This window comes from Halolactibacillus miurensis (assembly GCF_900116255.1).
GTDB classification, from domain to species: domain Bacteria; phylum Bacillota; class Bacilli; order Bacillales; family Amphibacillaceae; genus Halolactibacillus; species Halolactibacillus miurensis.
This window is the reverse complement of the sequence record NZ_FPAI01000028.1, coordinates 1-19,239: the sequence shown is the minus strand read 5'-3', so window position 1 is coordinate 19,239 and position 19,239 is coordinate 1. Positions and strand designations below refer to the sequence as shown.

Sequence of the window (19,239 nt, the reverse complement as noted above, 5' to 3'; positions counted from 1 at the left end):
AATGCTTTTTCTTGATTAAGTGTTTAAAAAAATGACGAATGGATGCACGGATAAAAAAAGTATGAATAAATTATGAATAACGATATCCAACAAATGAAAGATACTTTTTTTAAAAAAGTTTACCTAAGGCAAAAATATTGGTATAATCCATAATAGAGATGAAAATATAAAACTATAGTAAGAAATCAAAGTATATTTGGAAAGAGAAAGGAGTTACACGTATGGTAGAGTTTTTTACTCAGTTACCACCGGTCATGCAGGCGCTCGTTGCGACACTGTTTACTTGGGGGATGACGGCGCTTGGGGCAGCCCTTGTTTTTACCACGAAGGGCGTGAATCAAAAGTTTCTTGATGCGATGTTAGGTTTTGCGGGTGGTGTGATGATTGCGGCAAGTTATTGGTCACTGTTAGCACCGGCTATTGAAATGGCAGAACAAGATAAGTGGCCTGCTTGGTTACCAGCGGCTGTTGGATTTATGTTAGGGGGTATCTTTTTATGGGGGATTGATAAAGTTATTCCCCACGTTCACCCGAACGCTCGACTGGATACGGCAGAAGGGATTCACCCGGATCGCCGGCGTCGTAGTACACTGTTAGTGCTCGCGATTACGCTTCATAACATTCCGGAAGGTTTAGCGGTTGGGGTTGCTTTTGGTGCGGTTGCGGCTGGATTTGACACAAGTTCACTTGCGGCAGCTGTCACACTTGGTATTGGTATTGGAATTCAGAACTTCCCAGAAGGAACGGCTGTTTCAATGCCACTCAGACGTGAAGGCATGTCAAGAAGACGCAGCTTTATGTATGGTCAGTTCTCTGGGATGGTCGAACCGATTGCAGCAGTGATTGGTGTGTTACTTGTGACCTGGATGGAACCAATTTTACCGTTAGCGCTTAGCTTTGCGGCCGGTGCGATGATTTTCGTTGTCGCAGAAGAAGTCATTCCAGGATCGCAAGAAAATGGTAACCGAGATTTAGCGTCCATGGCGTTAATGGTTGGTTTTACTGTGATGATGGTTTTAGATGTTGCATTAGGTTAAAGGTAAAGTCACACGTAGAGTGTGGCTTTTTTGTTTTGAATCCATATCAAGAGGCTATACTTAAATATAATGGTTCAAAAAAATGGAGGAGTGATTTGGCGTGATGACAAAACGTTTAAAAATGTCGTTGATAGGTGGGATTATTTTAGGGCTTTTCTGTGTTGTTGGTGCTTATATTCGTTCGGGATTTGATGCATCGCTTACGTTTGTGTTTGCGCTTTGGTATAACCGGGTCATAATGGGGCTCGTCATTGGTGCTGCTTGGCCGAAAGTGACTAAGAAACAAGTAGCCTTACGAGGTGCAGTCCTTGGTCTTCTCGTGTCGTTTGCCTTCTATGCGACGAGTGGTTATGTTGATGTCGTTAGTTTTCTCGCGGGTATTGTGTACGGCATTATTTTAGAAGTATGGCTAAAACGTTATGAATAGTAGTATCGTCTAAATATAAGTTGATAACTTGTAAAAAAGAAGCGACGAAAGTCATTTCTTTATTTAATACTTATAAATTGGTTTTAATTCCAATAATGAAGGTAAAGTTAATAGTAGTCAGTTATTTAATGACGTTCAAAAGGAGGTCAAGCATGAGTGAATATAAAGAGAATAGCATTAAACTAATTGGTGCGGTCGGCCTTGGTACGGGTGTCATGATTAGCGCAGGTATTTTTGCCCTGCTTGGTCAAGTCGCAGAATTAAGTGGGAAATGGTTTCCGCTCATTTTCGTTCTCGGTGGGATCGCCACCGGTTTTAGTGCGTACTCTTATCAAAAACTTAGTCAAGCTTATCCATCAGCTGGTGGAATTGGTATGTACTTAGTCAAAGAATATGGAAAAGGAACGGTTGCGGCATTTGCGTCGTTACTGATGGCTTTTTCAATGGTCATTAATCAAAGTCTCGTTGCTCGTACCTTCGGTACGTATACGCTTCAGTTATTTGACGCGGATACCGGTTCGTACTGGGTACAAATTTTAGGTGTTAGTCTGTTGTTGTTTGCTTTTTTAGTCAATATATCAGGTAATGCTTTTATTCAGTCATTTACGTCGATTGTCTCGTTACTTAAAATTATCGGATTGTTGATATTTGCTGGAGCCGGGCTTGTGCTTGTGAATTTTAGTTTTCAATTACCTGAATCGTCATCCCAAACACCGGAAGTGACAGGCATCAGTTTTGTTGCGGCGATTGCGTTAACGATTCTAAGTTTTAAAGGTTTTACGACCATCACCAATCAAGGGGAAGAAATTGAAAGACCGAAGAAAAATATTGCGCGTGCGATTACGCTATCGATTATCATTAGTCTCGTTGTTTATCTCTTGATTGCTTGGGCTGTGTCGACAAACTTGTCTCTAGCTGAGATTATTAACCAAAAAGATTACGCCTTAGCGGCAGCAGCTGAACCGGCACTTGGTTCACTTGGTGTGTGGTTTACAGTTATTATTGCCATTATTGCCACAATCTCAGGAATTATCGCGAGTGTATTTGCGGTATCGAGAATGCTGGCGATGCTAACCAATATGTCGCTCATTCCACACTCACACTTTGGTATGCCAGGCAGTATTCAAAAACACACACTCGTCTATACGGTCGTTATTGCGATGGTGTTAACAGTGCTCTTTGATCTTAGTCGGATTGCTTCGATGGGGGCGATTTTATATTTAGTGATGGATATTTTAATCCACTGGGGACTATTCTATAAGCTAAAAGATGAGGTAAATAGTCATCGTGTCATCGTAGGTGGTGCAATATTGATTGATAGTATTGTTTTAATTGCTTTTGTCATCTATAAATTCCAGACCGATTTACTGATTGTCGGCGTGTCATTACTTGTGTTGGTGGCAACCTATCTGATGGAAAAATTCTTTCTTAAACATAAGCGGGAACAGGGAGAGTTAAATCATTCTCATCACTAACAACTAGTGAGAAAGACTTAAATTCACTATTTTTATACGGAAGGGTTTAGAAACCCGATTAAGAAGGTAAACATAGTATGAAACTAATTATAAAGGAGCGGATCAAGTTATGAGTAATGTTTTATTTACGTCCCATGCGACAGCAACAGGTGGCCGCGATGGTCATGTAAAATCAGATGATGGTTTGATCGATTTAAATTTAGTGAACCCAGCCGGAGGTAGTGGTGAAACAGGCTCTAACCCTGAACAGCTATTTGCGGCAGGTTATGCCGCTTGCTATGATGGCGCATTAAATTTAATGGCAGAACGCCAAAAGAAAGAGATTGAATCAACATTAACGGCAGATGTGAGTTTACTAAAAGACCCAAGCGATAACGGTTTTAAAATTGGTGTCGTATTACATGTAGAGATTAAAGGGGTCTCACAAGAAGAAGCAGAACACCTCGCAGAACTTGCTCACAACTTCTGCCCATACTCTAAAGCAACCAGGGGTAACATCGATGTTGAGTTAAAAGTAACAGGTAAGTAACGGCGTTTAAATATTTCAGTCAAAACAACAAGTGCCTTTTGGTGCTTGTTGTTTTGTTATGAATCAAGCTAACAATGTAAAGATACAACTGGATGCCTTCCTGTTGGATTTCTTTTTAAATGACCTTGTTTCGAAGATTATTTTTTTGTATAGTAAAGAATGGAGAAACGAGTGAGGCTTGTTTTTAATAGAGTAAAAACGGGTAATTATTCACGTAGCCTATGTACGTTAAAATGAATCTAGGGGGAATCTTTCATGTCAAAAGAAAAGATTTTAATGATTGGTGCCGGACGTATGGCGCAAGCGATCATTGATGGTTTAAAACATGCAGATTTTAGTGAAATCTTGGTTGGAAATAATGGAAACAGTGAACGATTAGAAGAAGTGGAAGCACGCTTTGGTGTGAGAACGACTAATCAGTGGCAAAATCACGTCTCAGACCAAGATATTATTATTTTAGCCGTTCCACCTGAAGCGCATGAAGAAGTATTAGCGTCACTCAGTGACGTTATTGATGGTCAACTCGTGCTTACGGTTGCGGCAGGGATTGATGTAAAATATCTTGAATCACATTTACCAGAAGGGACACCTGTCAGCTGGCTCATGCCAAATACGGCAGCATCAAAAGCAGAGTCGATGACGCTCTTTACTTTAGGGCATCATGTGACAGATGAACATGAATATTATATTGAAAAAATCCTGTTTAGTATCGGTCAGTTTAAAAAATTAACCGAGCAACAAGTGCATCAAATTACACCGATTACCGGGAGTGGTCCGGCCTTTGTCTACCGGTTTGCGGATGTGTTAATTAAAGAGGTGCAAAAAGCTGGTGTAACAGAAGTTGTGGCTAAACAGCTCGTGGCGCAAATGGTCAAAGGGGCATCAGAAATGTTAACGTCTGATTTAAAATGTCCACAAGACTTAATGGATGAAGTGGCGACACCAGGTGGTGTGACGGAAAAAGGCTTACAAGTATTAGATGAACATAACTTTGATCAGATGATTCAAGAGGCAATTCGGAAGTGCGTTGATTTTGCTTCTGGTGACGAAGAATAACTTGACAGTGAAAATCATTATCACTATGATAATGATGAGGTGAATATTTATGAAAATAGCAGTAGCTTATGCAAGTATGACAGGTAATACGGAGTGTATTGCTGATGAAATAAAGCGTTACTTAGACGAGAAAAATCTCGAACATAGTACCTTCCATATTCCAAGTGATGAGTTTTATGCCTTCGATTTAGCCGATTACGATGTGATTTTCTTTGGTAGTTACACGTACGGTGACGGGGATTTACCGTTTGAGTTGATGGATTTTTATGATGAGGTTGAAGATGAGGATTTATCAGGTAAACGCATTGGCTTATTCGGTTCATGTGATTCTTTTTATCCGTTATACGGCGTCGCGCTTGATCAATTTAAAGAACGTTTTGAGTCTGTCGGTGCTACAGTTTACGGTGAACTCGTTAAAGTTGACTTAGATCCAGACGAAGAAGATCTGAAGCATACTCGGGCGATGGTTGATGATGTACTAGCGTCGAAGTAAAGTGCTAATCAAAAACCTAACGTTAAATGAGACGTTAGGTTTTTTAGTGCAGAAAGAAGAAAGATAGACTCATTTTGGAAAAATGATGGTTAATATATTTGCAAAAAAATTAATTTAATTTACAATGAGACTATGCGATTGTTTCATTACTAAAAGGTATAGGAGATTTGTCATGAAAAAACCGAAATTGGCCGATGTAGCAAAATTGGCTGAAGTATCACCAACAACCGTGTCGCGTGTGCTCAACGACCGAGGATATATTGGTGAAAAAACACGTAAAAAAGTGTACGCTGCGATGGAAGAACTTAATTATTACCCGAATGAGATTGCGCGATCGTTATTCATTAATAAAACCTTTATCGTTGGTGTGATCTTTCCAACAACGAGTAATCCGTTTTATGGACAGTTAATCTATCATTTAGAAAATGTTTGTGAATCGCTAGGGTATAAAGTATTGCTTTGTAATAGTGGCGGGCGTGAAGATAAGGAACGTGCATACTTAGAGATGCTTCAACGACACCAAGTTGATGGCATTATTGCAGGTGCACACAATCGTGGCATTGATTTATATAAAAAATCGCGCATGCCTATCGTCAGTTTTGATCGTATTTTAGCCGATCACATTCCTGTTGTCTCTAGTGATAACTATCGTGGTGGTGAACTGGCAACACAACATTTAATTGATCGAGGATGTAAAAAAATCATTCATATTAATGGGCCAAGAGAATTAGAAACCCCCGCAAACCTGCGAAGAGATGCCTATGAAGATACGATGAAAAAGAATAACCTTCCTTACAGAACGTATGAAATCTCAGATACTTACTTAGAAGACTTGTTTAATGAGAACCTTGATCTAGAAGCTGTCTTTGCTAGTGATGATATGATTGCTTCGAAGGTTATAAATGAGGCAAAGAATAGAGGAATCCGTGTACCAGAAGATTTAAAAGTCATTGGTTATGATGGGGCTGAGGCGGTTCGCATGTTATTGCCGGATTTATCAACGATTCAACAACCGATTGAAGAAATTGCACGAGTATCTGTAGAAATACTGATGGAACAAATCAATCAATCAGATAACTTTGAAGTTAAAAATGTGACATTACCAGTAGAATTGATTAAAGGAAAAACAACATAGTTCCCTCAATTATTAAACTATGTTGTTTTTTAAAATTATTTTATGTCAACCGGTTGACATTCTTTCTTGCGGTCATTATAATCAAGATATAAATTTCAAGTTTTTATTACGTAATATGTCAACCGGTTGACATATTAATCGCCTTCTATTGTAAGCGCATACTAAGTAAAGGGAGAGTGTTAAACGTTATGAAACAAAAGCCAAGCAGAGGAAAAGGTGGGAAAAGCCGCATCGATAAAAAAGAATCGAAATGGGCTTATATTAAAAAGAATTATGTTCTTTATCTATTTTTACTTCCAGCTGTATTGTTAGTTTTTATATTTAATTATATTCCGATGTATGGGGTGTTAATTGCTTTTCAAGACTTTAGTGTAACGAAAGGGATCTTCGGAAGTGACTGGGTAGGGTTAGATCACTTTAGAAGTTTTCTCACATCACCTAACTTTATTAGAATTTTTATGAATACGATTAAATTAAGTGTCTACGGCTTAATTATTGGTTTTCCAGTACCGATTATTCTGGCGCTTATGCTGAATCAAGTACGACGGATGAATATTAAGAAAAATATTCAGTTAGTTATTTATGCACCACACTTTATTTCAACCGTTGTTATTGTTGGTATGCTATTTATTTTCTTATCACCGGCAGGTCCAATTAATGCTTTGATTACGCAGTTTACTGGTAACCCGGTATCATTTTTATCTGATCCTGCTTATTTTAGAACTATCTTTATTACTTCTGGTATATGGCAAGGAGCGGGCTTTTCATCTATCGTCTATGTCGCCGCATTGTCAAATGCTGATCCACAATTACATGACGCCGCAACACTTGACGGGGCATCGTTACTTCAACGGATTTGGCACATTGATGTGCAAGTGATTAAACCAATCATGGCGGTATTATTCATCTTAGCGATTGGTGGCATTATGGGTGTTGGATTTGAAAAAGCATATCTTTTACAAACAGATATGAATATACCGGCATCAGAAATTATTGATACGTATGTCTATAAACGTGGGTTATTAGCTGGTGACTGGTCGTTTGGTGCCGCTGTTGGACTATTTAATACAGTTATTGGTCTGATCTTACTCGTCATTGCGAATACTGTTGTAAAAAGATTAAATGGAGAAACACTTTACTAAAACAAGGAGGTTGATTGTATGGCACGTCATTCTTTAATAAATAATTCACCTGTTGATCGACTGATTTTATTCGTCAATAAGGTATTGCTCGTGTTAATTGTTCTAGCTGTTATTGTTCCCATTGCCTATGTCTTAATAGGGTCGTTCTTAAAACCAAATATCCTACTCAATCAAGGAATTTCATTCAATCCAGATCACTGGACGTTAGATGGATACCGCAGAATTTTTGAAGACGGTTCAATCGTAAGAGGATTTTTAAACTCAGTCTTTTATGCGTCTGGTTTTACGTTTGTTGCGGTAGTCTTCACTGTTTTGGCTGGTTATTCTTTATCAGTTGAAACACTCGTAGGTAAAAAAGTCATTACGATCTTCTTTTTATTCGCGATGTTCTTTAATGGTGGCATGATTCCAACCTATCTCGTTGTCCGAAACTTAGGGATGTTAAACACCCCTTGGGCGATTATTTTGCCGGGAGCCGTTGGCGTCTGGAATATTATTCTTACACGAACATTCTTTAAGGGGGTGCCAAACGAATTAAAAGAAGCAGCGCAAATTGATGGTGCAAGTGACTTGAAGATATTTTTAAGTGTCATTTTACCACTATCAAAACCAATTATTTTCGTCATTGCGTTGTTTGCTTTTATTGGTCAATGGAATTCATATTTCAATGCGATGATTTATTTGGATGATCAATCGCTCTATCCATTACAGTTAGTACTTCGCGAAATATTAGTCCAAAACGAAGTACCGCCGGGTATGATTGCCGATCAATTAGCACGCGCTGAAATGCAAAGAATTGCTGAAATGATTAAGTACTCATCGATTGTTGTCGCAAGTTTACCGCTCATGGTCATGTATCCGTTTTTCCAAAAGTATTTCGAAAAAGGTGTTATGGTAGGTTCACTAAAATAAAGTGGGGGTTATAAAAATGAAAAAAGTGATGGGATTATTACTCGTTATGTTAAGTCTTGTTTTAACAGCTTGTGGTGGAGGTAATGAACAAGCGCATTCTGATGATTATGAATTAGAAAATATAGAGTTTCCTTTAGAGGAAGAGGATGTCACATTAAAGTTTATGACATCAAGCTCAACGTTAGCACCTGAGGACCCTAATGATAAATTAATTTTCCAACGTTTAGAAGAAGAAACAGGTGTCCATGTTGATTGGTTAAACTTTACCGGTGACACGTTTGGTGAAAGAAGAAACCTTGCCCTAGCAACTGGTGACATGCCAGATGCAATCATGAACGCCGCTTTTAGTGATTATGAATTATTAAACTACGCCAATGACGGCGCGATTATTCCATTAAATGACTTGATTGATCAGTATATGCCGAATTTACAAGCGGTATTAGAGAAAGCGCCAGAATATGAGGCGATGATGACTGCACCTGATGGTAATATTTATTCCTTCCCTTGGATTGAAGAACTTGGTGAAGGGAAAGGAAGTATTCACTCAGTTGATAATTTCCCTTGGATAAATGTTCAATGGATCGAAGAGTTAGGGTTAGACATGCCCCAGACAACTGAGGAGTTAAAAGAAGTATTGATTGCTTTTAGAGACAACGACCCTGCAGGTGATGGTCAAACAATTCCAATGTCATTTATTATTAATGACGGCGGGCAAGACCCAGGCTTCTTATTTGCTTCATTTGGCCTTGGTGACAACTGGGATCATACCGTTGTGACAGATGACGGTGAAGTGCTACTAACATCTATGCAAGATGGCTATAAAGATGCGATTAATTTTATGAATGAATTGTATGAAGAACAATTAATTGATATCGAAGCATTTGAACATGATTGGCCAACTTACGTCGCAAAAGGACAAGAAGGTCGCTACGGTATGTACTTTACGTGGGATAAAGGAAATATTACCGGTATGGGTGATAATTATGACTTAATGAATCCACTTGCTGGACCTGACGGAACAGTGAATGTTGCGCGGACAAATGGGATGGGATTTGATCGTTCACGTATGGTTATTACGAGCGCTAACGAGAATTTAGAACTTACGGCCAAATGGATTGATCAGCTTTATGCACCGAAACAATCCGTTCAAAACAACTGGGGAACCTATGGTGATGATGAACTTCAAAATATCTTTGAATATGATGAAGCCGCAGATATGTTACGTCACTTGCCGTTAGACGGAGCGGCGCCAGTAGAATTAAGAGAGAAAACATCGATAGGCGGGCCGCTTGCTATTTTAGATAGTTACTATGGTAAAGATACAACTATGCCAGATGATGCTGCTTGGCGACTTGATTTAATGAATGACGTGATGGTACCGCACATGAGTGCTGAAAATATCTATCCAAAAGTGTTTTTTGATGAAGATGAATTAGATCGTATATCAACGATTGAAGCAGATCTCATTCCATATATTCACCGCATTAAAGCGGAATGGATTACGAACGGGAAAGCGGATGAAGAATGGGATGCTTACCTTGCAGAATTAGAACGATTAAATGTGCAAGAATGGTTAGAAATTAAACAAGAAGGATACGATCGATCGCAATAATAAAATAGAGAGGATGTTTAGCTTGCTAGAAATTAAACAGAGAAAGAATTATCGACCACAGCTTCGTTTTGCACCTAAAGAAAACTGGATGAATGACCCGAACGGCATGGTCTTTTATCGAGGGAAATATCATTTATTCTTTCAACATAATCCTGATAGCACCGTTTGGGGTCCTATGCACTGGGGACACGCGGTAAGTGAGGATATGGTTCATTGGGAAGAAAGAGCGATTGCTCTTTTCCCTGATGAACTAGGAATGATTTTCTCAGGAAGTATCGTTGTTGACTGGCATGACACAACCGGATTTTTTAATGGTGGACATGGCTTAGTGGCTATTTTCACCCATCATTTAGACCGGGAACAACAACCACCAGAACAATATCAAAGTTTAGCCTACAGCCTTGATGAAGGAGAGACGTGGATAAAATATGAACAGAATCCCGTTTTAATAAGTGAAGAAAAAATAGATTTTAGAGATCCTAAAGTATTTTGGTATGAAGAAACAAATAAATGGGTGATGATTTTAGCGACCGGACAAACCGTCATGATGTATTCATCTAAGGACTTAAAGGATTGGCGATTTGAAAGTGAATTTGGTGAAGGTGTTGGCTATCAAGAAGCGGTCTGGGAATGTCCGGATTTATTCGAACTACCTATCGACGGAACCACTGATAAGAAGTGGCTTATGATTGTTAGTGTCGGTGATAATGACAAACTTGATGTAGGTTCAAAAACGCAATATTTCATTGGGGACTTTGACGGCCGAGTGTTTTCACCGATTGATACAAATGTTCGCTGGCTTGACCATGGCCGGGATAATTATGCTGGTGTTAGTTTTTCAGATATACCAGAAGAAGACGGTAGAAGAATTTACTTAGGATGGATGAGCAATTGGCGTTATGCGAATGTCGTACCAACGGGTGGCTGGCGTAGTCAAATGACACTACCTCGCGTGTTATCATTAACACATAAAGGCGACTCACTGATTGCTAAGCAGGAGCCAGTGAGCGAACTATCACCCTATGTGACTGATCAGTTAGTGATGACAACACGTGATTTAACAGATGTCGTCACTGTACCAACATTTAAAGAAGCGATGCAGATTGATTTAGAGTTACAACTGGATGCTGCCGATCAGGTTGTGATCACACTCCAGTCACAAGAAGATGATCAATTAACGTTGACACTAGACGCTCATGATAGAATATTAATACTTGACCGAAGTAAAGCAGGACAAATAGACTTTTCGCCATTATTCAAAGAAGTGCAAACGGCACCAATCAATACGGGACATGTTCAGTTATCGATCGTGTTAGATCGGTCATCGATTGAACTATTTGTTGACGGTGGTACATCAGCACTAACAAGCCTTGTCTATCCACTTGAGCGCTTTTCTGACTTAATGGTAACATCAGTTAATCAGCGTTCGTCATTGGTTTCAGGTAAAGTCATGAGACTGAGTAAGGGGTGAACGAAAAGGTATGGTGAATAATATCGCATGTATTGGTGAATTACTGATTGACTTTTTTTGTACAGATATAGATGTTTCACTAGTGGAAGGTAAGTCGTTTGAGAAAAAAGCAGGCGGTGCGCCTGCAAATGTGGCGGCGGCTATTGCTAGACATGGTGGTGCGGCGTACTTTGTCGGAAAAGTAGGGGAAGATGCTTTTGGCACCTTCCTCGAACAATCCTTAACAGCCGCAAAAGTAAAAACAGATCATTTATTAAAAACAAACCTTGCTAAAACAACGTTAGCTTTTGTATCATTAGATTCAAGTGGTGAACGAGATTTTGAATTTATGCGAGGAGCGGATGGATTATTAGAGGGAAAGGATCTTGATCAAACCTTAATTGATTCGATGCATACGTTGCATTTTGGCTCAGCCACAGCTTTATTAACGGATCCTTTTCGCAAAACGTATATCAACATGATGAAAAAAGGACAGCAAAGGCAGCAATTTATCGCCTTTGATCCTAACTACCGTTCGGATCTTTGGGGTAATGATCAACCAGCTTTTGTTGAGTGGGTGTATCACTGCTTACCTTATGCTAATTATGTTAAAGTAAGTGAAGAGGAATTATTGTTATTAACGCAACAAGATAATATGGCTGAGGCAGTTGATCGGCTTCATGATGAGGGCGTGTCTCTCGTGACAGTGACACTAGGTAAGGCAGGGACTTATGTGTCTACGCGTGACTTTAAAAAAGTAATCAACAGTATTAAAGTTGAAGCAATCGATTCAACGGGGGCAGGAGATGCGTTTGTTGGCGCATTATTATCTCAGTTATCAACTTATGCTCAACCGCTTGAAGTGATTAAAAATGAAGCAGTATTAACAGAGATGATTACTTATGCTAATGTGACCGCAGCGCTTGTATGCACCAAAGTTGGCGCCATTGAATCAATACCTGAAGCAGACAAAGTGTTAGCATACATCAATTAATGGAAAGAGGTGGACTAAAATGTATCGTCAAAGCTGGTTTATAAAAGTAGGTACACTTGGTTTCCACCTCATTCTATTAAATATCTGTTTTTGGTTAGGGAGTGTATTGGGGCTAGGTATTATCGGCTTTTTCCCTAGTTTAGCAGCCCTTTTCTACGTTTTAAGACAAATGATTGTCTTTAAAGATGACGATGATGTGTTCAAAAAATATTGGAAGAGTTATAAAGAAAATCTATTGAAAGCAAATCTGTTAGGTTACCTGTATGTATTAGCCGTGGCGATACTCTATGGTAATTACCGCGTGGCCTTATTAATCGATCACGCCTTATTTTCAAAAGGCTATTTCTTTATCATTATTCTTCTAACCGCTATCGTTATATTAAGTTTGATGACGGTATTTCCGGTATTTGTTCACTATCATTTTCCTTTACGAGATTATCCAAAAGTCGCGCTTATTTATTCTGTCGCAAGACCGATTCAAACGATTATATCTGTCGGTCTAGTCTATGTGTTAGCTCAAGTGATGTTGGCTTATGCGGCGTTATTCTTGTTACTTGGCGTCAGTTTAATGGCATATGTTCTCATGAGAGTCGCAGCCACACATTTTTTAAAAGTGGATGATTAGATTGAGTGGTATCACGTAATGAATAGTGAGTGATGATCAAAAGGTTACGTCATAAATTAAATAGTCAAATTAAAATCTCGTGCTTTCTACGCATGAGGTTTTTTGTCTGTTCAGTGAAATCATGGATTTTCTTATGGAAAGCGCGTATAATAAGAAAAAAAGATAAATGAGGGTTAGAGATGGTAAAAGAATTGATTTCCTGGATCAAAGCCATTGTGATTGCATTGGTGATTGTGCTTGTCGTGAGAGAATTTGTGATGACGCCGTCTGTTGTTAAAGGAACGTCAATGGAACCGACCTTGCATGATGGTGACCGAATTATTATAAGTAAATTGGGCGAGTTAGAACGGTTTGACCAAATCGCTTTTGTTGCACCTGATTCAGTTATTGAAGAGAATTATGTGAAGCGCATCATTGGGTTACCGGGTGACTATGTTGAAGTAAAAGATGATGTGTTATTCATTAACGGGGTCAGTTATCCAGAAGTCTATTTAGAAGATGTCTTAAGTCAGTTGGATGGCTACACGTATACCGATGATTTTAGTATGAATGAATTAGGCTTAACGGAAGTACCTGAAGGGATGTATTTTGTCTTAGGAGATAATCGACCGGATAGCCGGGATAGTCGTTATTTTGGTGTGATTGAAGAAGACAGTGTGATTGGTGAAATCGTCTTTCGGATTTGGCCGCCAGAAGATATTGGCTTGCTTCAATAAGCTTGACAAACTTTCTCATATTCACTATGGTTAAGTTAACAAATAAATACGGATGAAACCGCTAGGGGCGCACATGTGTGCTGAGATAAAGTGAATCACTTTGGTCCCTTTGAACCTGATTTGGTTAGTACCAACGTAGGGAAGTGGGACTCTTGTGAAACCTAGCGTCTTTATTGGCGTTCGTTTTAATCATACACTCACAACCGTTCCTCGACCTATGAGGAGCGGTTTTTTGCGTCTACAAGGAGTGGAGAAAATGAAAAAAGTTCAAACAGCATTAACGATTGCCGGGACCGATCCAACAGGAGGTGCGGGTATTCAAGCGGACCTCAAGTCATTTGAAGAACGTTGTGTCTACGGTATGAGTGTGGTTACGTCTGTTGTTGCGCAAAATACGCAATGTGTATCGTTAATTCATCATCAACCAATTGAGATGATTGACAGGCAACTGGCCTGTGTCTTTGATGATATTCAACCAGATGCGATAAAGACAGGCATGATTGCGACCGAAGAAATGATGAGATTGATTGGTGACTATTTAACAAAATACCCCGATATTCCGTATGTATTAGACCCAGTCATGGTCGCAACGAGTGGCGATGTCTTAATGGAAGAGAGTTCTCGTGCGGTTATTCGGGAAGTATTAATTCCAAAAGCAACACTTGTGACACCGAATTTAAAAGAAGCAAGTTTGTTATTGGACCGTTCGATTACAACGTTAGAGGAGATGACACAAGCCGCGAAAGATCTGGTGCATGTGTTAGGTGCCAGCGCTGCAGTTGTAAAAGGTGGGCATTTAACTGAGGAAGCTACTGATGTCTTTTATGACGGGGGCGTAGTGCACTATTTAACGAAAGAAAGAGTCAAGACGAAACATACACATGGGACAGGTTGCACGTATAGTGCGGTTATTACCGCAGAACTTGCGAAAGGTCAATCGATGCTTGATGCGGTCAGTTTAGGAAAAGCGTTTATTCATGCTGCAATTTTTTACGGGATTGACCTCGGACGTGGTAACGGGCCGACGAATCATTTTGGTTACCGGTTAAAAGGGGTACCCAATGACATAAACACTTGTCAAGATACTAGAGGGGGTGAGGTATAATGCATTACTTAGAATTAGTAAAAGAACGCGCACCTCTCATTCACAACATCACGAATCAAGTCGTGATGAATGTTACCGCAAACGGGCTTTATGCCCTCGGTGCTTCGCCGCTTATGGCGCATGAAAAAGAAGAAATGGATGACATTATAAATATTTCAGATGCGCTTGTTTTGAATATCGGTACAATCACAGAACCGGTGTTTCAGGCGATGCAAGTAGCGGGAAGAAAAGCTCAGGAAAAAGGGATTCCTATTGTGTTAGATCCCGTTGGTGTTGGCGCTTCAAATTACCGGATGCGTGTCGTTACACATTTACTTGAGACGTTAAAGATTAGTTTCATCAGAGGCAATGCGGCAGAAATTATGACCCTTGTCTCACTTAAACAAGCTGGTAAGGGTGTCGAAGGGGATATTGATACGGATGTAGGGACGATTGCGAGAGCCTTCTATCGGCGCTATCGTATCCCGGTTGTTGTGACGGGGAAAGAAGATATGATTTATAGTGGCAAAACACTTTACCGATTGAAAAACGGCTCGCCAATACTAAAACAGGTCACTGGGACGGGGTGTTTACTTACCTCTGTCATCGCCGCTTTTTTAGCCGTAGCTGATGATGATCATTATATCGAAGCTGCGGCAGAAGCAGTCAGTTTTTATACTGTCGCAAGTGAGGTAGCGGCAGAAAGAAGCGAACTACCAGGTTCTTTTCAAATGCATTTTATCGATTGTTTAGCTACCCTGAGTATTTCTGAATGGAAAAAACAAGCTGTGATTGAGGTGAGTAGCTAATGTTTCAGCGTGAATGGTTGAGGTTATATTTTATTTTTGGTGAGGCTTATATAGAAGAAGCTAGTTTACCGATTATTGAGGCAGCACTTAAGAGTGGGGTGACAATGTTTCAGTTACGAGAGAAAGGTCCCTTTGCGCTCAAGGGTACTGCCCTTATTGAATACGGATATAAAGTGAAAGCGTTATGTAGACAATATCGTGTACCATTTGTTGTGAATGATGATCTTGAACTGGCGATGGCACTAGGTGCTGATGGCGTTCATCTCGGTCAAGATGATGTGTCGATTGAACAAGCAAGAGCCGTGTTGCCAAAAGAGATGTTTATCGGGATATCGGCAACGAATCTTGAAGAAGCAATCATAGCAAAAAAACGAGGCGCTGACTATATTGGGGTAGGTCCAATTTATCCAACCTTAACTAAAGCAGATGCAAAAATACCCATTGGATTTTCAAGGTTAAAAGCAATTAAAGATCATGTAGGAGATACCCCTATAGTTGCGATTGGTGGCTTAAGGGCCAGAGATATGCCTCGGTTAAAGAAGTATCATATTGATGGCGCGGCGGTTATTTCAGAGATTGGTTACCAACAAGATGTTTCGGCTAGTGTTATATCATTTCTTTCGTCATACAATTAAATCCAACAAAAGGTGGAGTTTAACTCGGGTATTTTACGGTTAAACATAAAGAAGAGCGACAAAACTTAAGGAGGCTAAAGTGTGATGAAGTTAAAAGATACACGCGTGTTACAAGTTGTTGACGAAGCGTTTGAAGATTTAGAATTATGGTACCCTGTCCTAAGAATGCGAGAAGCTGGGGCTACGGTCGATATTGCTGGTACGGAAAAAGGTAAAGTCTACACTGGGAAGTACGGTGTGCCGTGTGAATCAACGCATGCCTTTGAAGATATTGACCCAGCGGATTATGATGTGTTACTCGTCCCAGGTGGCTGGGCGCCAGATAAACTGCGCCGTTACGACAGTGTGTTGAATATTGTCAAAGCGATGGATCAAGATAAGAAAGTGATTGGTCAGATTTGTCATGCAGGTTGGGTGCTGATCTCAGCTGATATTGTTAGGGATGTAACAATGACAAGTACACCAGCGCTTATCGATGATTTAAAAAATGCGGGTGCCACCTGGATTGATGAACCAGTCGTCAAATCGGGGCATATTATTTCTAGTCGGAGACCAAGTGACTTGCCGCAGTATATGGAAACAATTATCGAAGCGGTCGTTAAAGATTTATAAAAAATGGATCGATAGGTTTAGAGCCTATCGGTCTTTTTATGTTGTTAAATTAAAAAAATGGGTTCTTTGTCAAATGGAGATTGATTGTGACTCATTGATTTTTTTAGAGGATTAGAAATGGATAGATTAACAAAAGGAAAAGTTAAATCAAGCCATTTAAAAGAATGTATACAGAGATTTTATGCTGTTGTAATTAAACATGTGGACAATTATCTTATATGGTTTTAAGTATTTAACACTAGAGAATCAAAACGGATATAGAAAAATAATTATTAAAAGGAATTTGGTGCGAAAACTGAACGCTATGATACACTTAGATTAGATAAAATTAACTGTTATTACTTGTTCAACTAACGAACTGGTTATAATTAATAATGGAGCGGTAAATATGAAAAGAAAAATGTATATCCTTACAGTTGTCGTATTTTTAATAATAGCAGCACTTTGGTGGGGTCAATATAAGCAAAATAAAGAATTAACCAATTTTCATCAACCTATCACAATAAATCAAGTTGAGGCGATTCACTTATGGGAAAAGGGTACAGATATAAAAAGAGTACCAAAAAGTGAATGTATAAAAATTGTTGAATGGTTTAATCAGTATGACCCACAGAAAATCTCAGAAGAAAAAGTCCCGCTTTCTAATGCTCAAGTAGTTGTTGATACAGTAGAAGGGGCAACGATCATTATTAATTACATAGATGGGAGAATATATGTGAGTAGATATGATGTTGGTGAAAGTAATTTACAGTATGAATTCCTTGATGATGCGCCCGAATTAGAGAACTTCTTTGAGGAACTTATCAATTAAAAGTTAATCCAGATAAATGGTGCGTTAGTTTAGATAAGTGAATAAGCAGAATCGCTATTGTTGAGTTATTGAACTACCCCCACCTAACATTCTCACGAATGTTTGAGGAAGGGGATTCCATAAGGACACCACAAAGGTGACCCATGCTCATTCAACTAAGCATAGGTTTTTCTACTCTCCAACCGCCGCAAACCTATTTTCTCAACATCTGTTAAAGCATGTTGGGGAAATAGTGTGTCCCAGGAACACAACTTGCTTTGGTCGAATCGTTCTGTCTGGTAGAACGCATGGGTTCTAACAAAAGACAGGGTACGCATCATATACGCCCATTGCGCCCAATGATGTAGACCTTGTTTCTGCTCTGGAACAAGTGAATACAACATCGGTGGGAGTTTTTCTTTAAAGCCCATTGCCCGACGGGCAATGACATAAGCGGCTGCCATGTGAATGGATACACCGAGCCGCTTCATATATTTCATCTTGCCAATTTGACTGGTATAAGCAGGGTTAACAACGTAGACAGCGACCCCCATTTTTTCAGCTCTTGATCGGATTGCTAGGATCATCTTTTGATAAGCAAACTGACTCATTCGACGATTCGCTTTCTTATGTCCATAAGGACGCGACACTTTGGACCGCGTCGTATCCAATCTTTCGATGGCAAGTGGTTTATGGTGTTTAACGGCATAGTCAACGAGGGCAATAACCTCTGCTTCTATTATTTTCGCCTGCTGTCCACTGGTTTTACCCTCTAAGTTAAATGGGAGGGTAAAGGCATCCACACATTGACCAATATCGTTGACATTGGCGACAGCGAGATGATTCACATTCATAATCATACCGGTTGATGTTGAGGTATTCAGATAGGGTGTAGCTGGTACGTCAATTAAGCATTTAACGATATAGTAGTCACCATGGTCTTCAAGCGACCAGCCAATAGGCTTCCCGTACTTTTTCTTATCTTTCAGGTTCATTTGTGTCTGAATGGCACGATTGACATAATCTTGACCATAAGGAAAAACAACGTCAGCGAGACGAATGATGCATTGGTCGATCGCCTTAAAGGTAAGGGTATGCGTCTCTGGCTGATAATGAAAGACAAAGTTACCTGATTTGGCGTCTTTCCGTCCTGAAATGGTCATCTTACCGTAACGCGCCGCTACCCAATCTTTCTGCCAACGCTCAGGATGAGCGTGATAAGACGTTTGTGTTAACCGGCCGCGCGCGAGTTTCTTACTCCCGAAACACACACCCGTCACTTTGTTTGTCAATTGAATCAATTGTTTTTCATATCGATCTTTCTTAAAGTTCAACTGACCGAAGCGAGACTTTAGGTGTTTGATTTCAACATCAAGGTATTGATGTTCAAAATCATAAGCACAGTAAAATAAGCGTGTGGAATGCTTATATGTCACAACAAAAAAGGCCCCTTTTTGTTGTTCACGTGATGTCTTATTGAACATCGGTGTTCCTTTGACAAAAGAGCCTTTTATTTTTTGAAGTGTCGTCAAGCGCGCCTTCGTCGCTTTTATTTTCCTTTTAACGGCGTTGATTTGTTCTTTTTTATTACGTGAATCAATTTCATAATTACTCTTTTTAAAAAATCAAACACGACCAGAATTTCAATATTTGTCTTAAAAATTTTTTATGCTATTTGATATTGCTTTAGGAATGAGCCTAAACGA

The 19,239-nt window shown here is 39.6% G+C and carries 20 protein-coding genes and 1 riboswitch; of the genes, 19 read left to right on the top strand and 1 reads right to left on the bottom strand.

Features of this window, described 5'->3' with window-relative positions:
- The first annotated feature begins 221 nt into the window (after window positions 1-221).
- The 19 genes from BM390_RS13070 to BM390_RS12980 all read left to right on the top strand — a co-directional run bounded on the left by BM390_RS13070 (window position 222) and on the right by BM390_RS12980 (window position 17,554).
- Window positions 222-1,037 carry a ZIP family metal transporter gene (locus BM390_RS13070; protein ID WP_062320822.1) on the top strand — a complete coding sequence of 272 codons (816 nt, stop codon included), beginning with the start codon at window positions 222-224 and terminating at the stop codon, window positions 1,035-1,037.
- Between the two features lie 103 nt (window positions 1,038-1,140).
- Window positions 1,141-1,464 (top strand): hypothetical protein, encoded by a 324-nt coding sequence (locus BM390_RS13065; RefSeq protein WP_218161163.1) that lies wholly within the window; start codon window positions 1,141-1,143, stop codon window positions 1,462-1,464.
- Window positions 1,465-1,616: 152 nt separating this feature from the next.
- Entirely contained in the window at window positions 1,617-2,939 is a 1,323-nt protein-coding gene (locus tag BM390_RS13060) for an APC family permease (protein ID WP_062320825.1), read from the top strand.
- Between the two features lie 109 nt (window positions 2,940-3,048).
- Window positions 3,049-3,468 carry an organic hydroperoxide resistance protein gene (locus tag BM390_RS13055; protein ID WP_062320827.1) on the top strand — a complete coding sequence of 140 codons (420 nt, stop codon included), beginning with the start codon at window positions 3,049-3,051 and terminating at the stop codon, window positions 3,466-3,468.
- A gap of 255 nt (window positions 3,469-3,723) precedes the next feature.
- Window positions 3,724-4,524: a pyrroline-5-carboxylate reductase gene (proC, locus tag BM390_RS13050; protein ID WP_062320829.1), complete on the top strand. Its 801-nt coding sequence runs from the start codon at window positions 3,724-3,726 to the stop codon at window positions 4,522-4,524.
- Window positions 4,525-4,573: 49 nt separating this feature from the next.
- Window positions 4,574-5,017, top strand: a complete 444-nt coding sequence (locus BM390_RS13045) for a flavodoxin (protein WP_062320831.1) — start codon at window positions 4,574-4,576, stop codon at window positions 5,015-5,017.
- A 172-nt stretch (window positions 5,018-5,189) separates the two neighbouring features.
- Window positions 5,190-6,152 carry a LacI family DNA-binding transcriptional regulator gene (locus BM390_RS13040; RefSeq protein WP_062320833.1) on the top strand — a complete coding sequence of 321 codons (963 nt, stop codon included), beginning with the start codon at window positions 5,190-5,192 and terminating at the stop codon, window positions 6,150-6,152.
- Between the two features lie 188 nt (window positions 6,153-6,340).
- Window positions 6,341-7,294, top strand: a complete 954-nt coding sequence (locus BM390_RS13035; protein WP_062320836.1) for an ABC transporter permease — start codon at window positions 6,341-6,343, stop codon at window positions 7,292-7,294.
- Window positions 7,295-7,312: 18 nt separating this feature from the next.
- On the top strand, window positions 7,313-8,206 hold the full coding sequence (locus tag BM390_RS13030) for a carbohydrate ABC transporter permease (protein ID WP_089855343.1): 894 nt from the start codon (window positions 7,313-7,315) through the stop codon (window positions 8,204-8,206).
- A gap of 16 nt (window positions 8,207-8,222) precedes the next feature.
- Complete coding sequence (locus BM390_RS13025; protein ID WP_062320838.1) at window positions 8,223-9,818, top strand: extracellular solute-binding protein; 1,596 nt, start codon at window positions 8,223-8,225, stop codon at window positions 9,816-9,818.
- A 22-nt stretch (window positions 9,819-9,840) separates the two neighbouring features.
- A complete protein-coding gene (locus BM390_RS13020; RefSeq protein WP_231631420.1) occupies window positions 9,841-11,289 on the top strand; it encodes a glycoside hydrolase family 32 protein in 1,449 nt (482 codons plus the stop codon).
- A gap of 10 nt (window positions 11,290-11,299) precedes the next feature.
- Window positions 11,300-12,262, top strand: coding sequence for a carbohydrate kinase family protein (locus BM390_RS13015; protein WP_197274753.1), 963 nt, complete (start codon window positions 11,300-11,302; stop codon window positions 12,260-12,262).
- A gap of 19 nt (window positions 12,263-12,281) precedes the next feature.
- Window positions 12,282-12,887, top strand: a complete 606-nt coding sequence (locus BM390_RS13010) for a YesL family protein (RefSeq protein WP_062320842.1) — start codon at window positions 12,282-12,284, stop codon at window positions 12,885-12,887.
- A gap of 179 nt (window positions 12,888-13,066) precedes the next feature.
- Window positions 13,067-13,603: a signal peptidase I gene (lepB, locus tag BM390_RS13005; RefSeq protein WP_062320845.1), complete on the top strand. Its 537-nt coding sequence runs from the start codon at window positions 13,067-13,069 to the stop codon at window positions 13,601-13,603.
- A gap of 53 nt (window positions 13,604-13,656) precedes the next feature.
- A riboswitch (TPP riboswitch) is annotated at window positions 13,657-13,762 on the top strand.
- Between the two features lie 97 nt (window positions 13,763-13,859).
- Window positions 13,860-14,708, top strand: coding sequence for a bifunctional hydroxymethylpyrimidine kinase/phosphomethylpyrimidine kinase (gene thiD / locus BM390_RS13000; protein WP_062320846.1), 849 nt, complete (start codon window positions 13,860-13,862; stop codon window positions 14,706-14,708).
- The gene (gene thiM, locus BM390_RS12995) at window positions 14,708-15,496 is read left to right on the top strand and encodes a hydroxyethylthiazole kinase (RefSeq protein WP_089855340.1); all 789 of its coding nucleotides are present in this window, start codon (window positions 14,708-14,710) and stop codon (window positions 15,494-15,496) included. The genes thiD and thiM overlap by 1 nt, the downstream gene beginning before the upstream one ends.
- Window positions 15,496-16,131, top strand: a complete 636-nt coding sequence (thiE, locus tag BM390_RS12990) for a thiamine phosphate synthase (RefSeq protein ID WP_062320850.1) — start codon at window positions 15,496-15,498, stop codon at window positions 16,129-16,131. The genes thiM and thiE overlap by 1 nt, the downstream gene beginning before the upstream one ends.
- 84 nt (window positions 16,132-16,215) lie before the next feature.
- Window positions 16,216-16,743 (top strand): type 1 glutamine amidotransferase domain-containing protein, encoded by a 528-nt coding sequence (locus BM390_RS12985; protein WP_062320855.1) that lies wholly within the window; start codon window positions 16,216-16,218, stop codon window positions 16,741-16,743.
- 388 nt (window positions 16,744-17,131) lie between these two features.
- A complete protein-coding gene (locus BM390_RS12980; protein ID WP_062320852.1) occupies window positions 17,132-17,554 on the top strand; it encodes a hypothetical protein in 423 nt (140 codons plus the stop codon).
- Between the two features lie 155 nt (window positions 17,555-17,709).
- Here BM390_RS12980 and BM390_RS15560 read toward each other — a convergent pair whose 3' ends face one another.
- Window positions 17,710-19,065, bottom strand: a complete 1,356-nt coding sequence (locus tag BM390_RS15560; RefSeq protein ID WP_177220729.1) for an IS200/IS605 family accessory protein TnpB-related protein — start codon at window positions 19,063-19,065, stop codon at window positions 17,710-17,712.
- Between the last annotated feature and the right edge of the window lie 174 nt (window positions 19,066-19,239).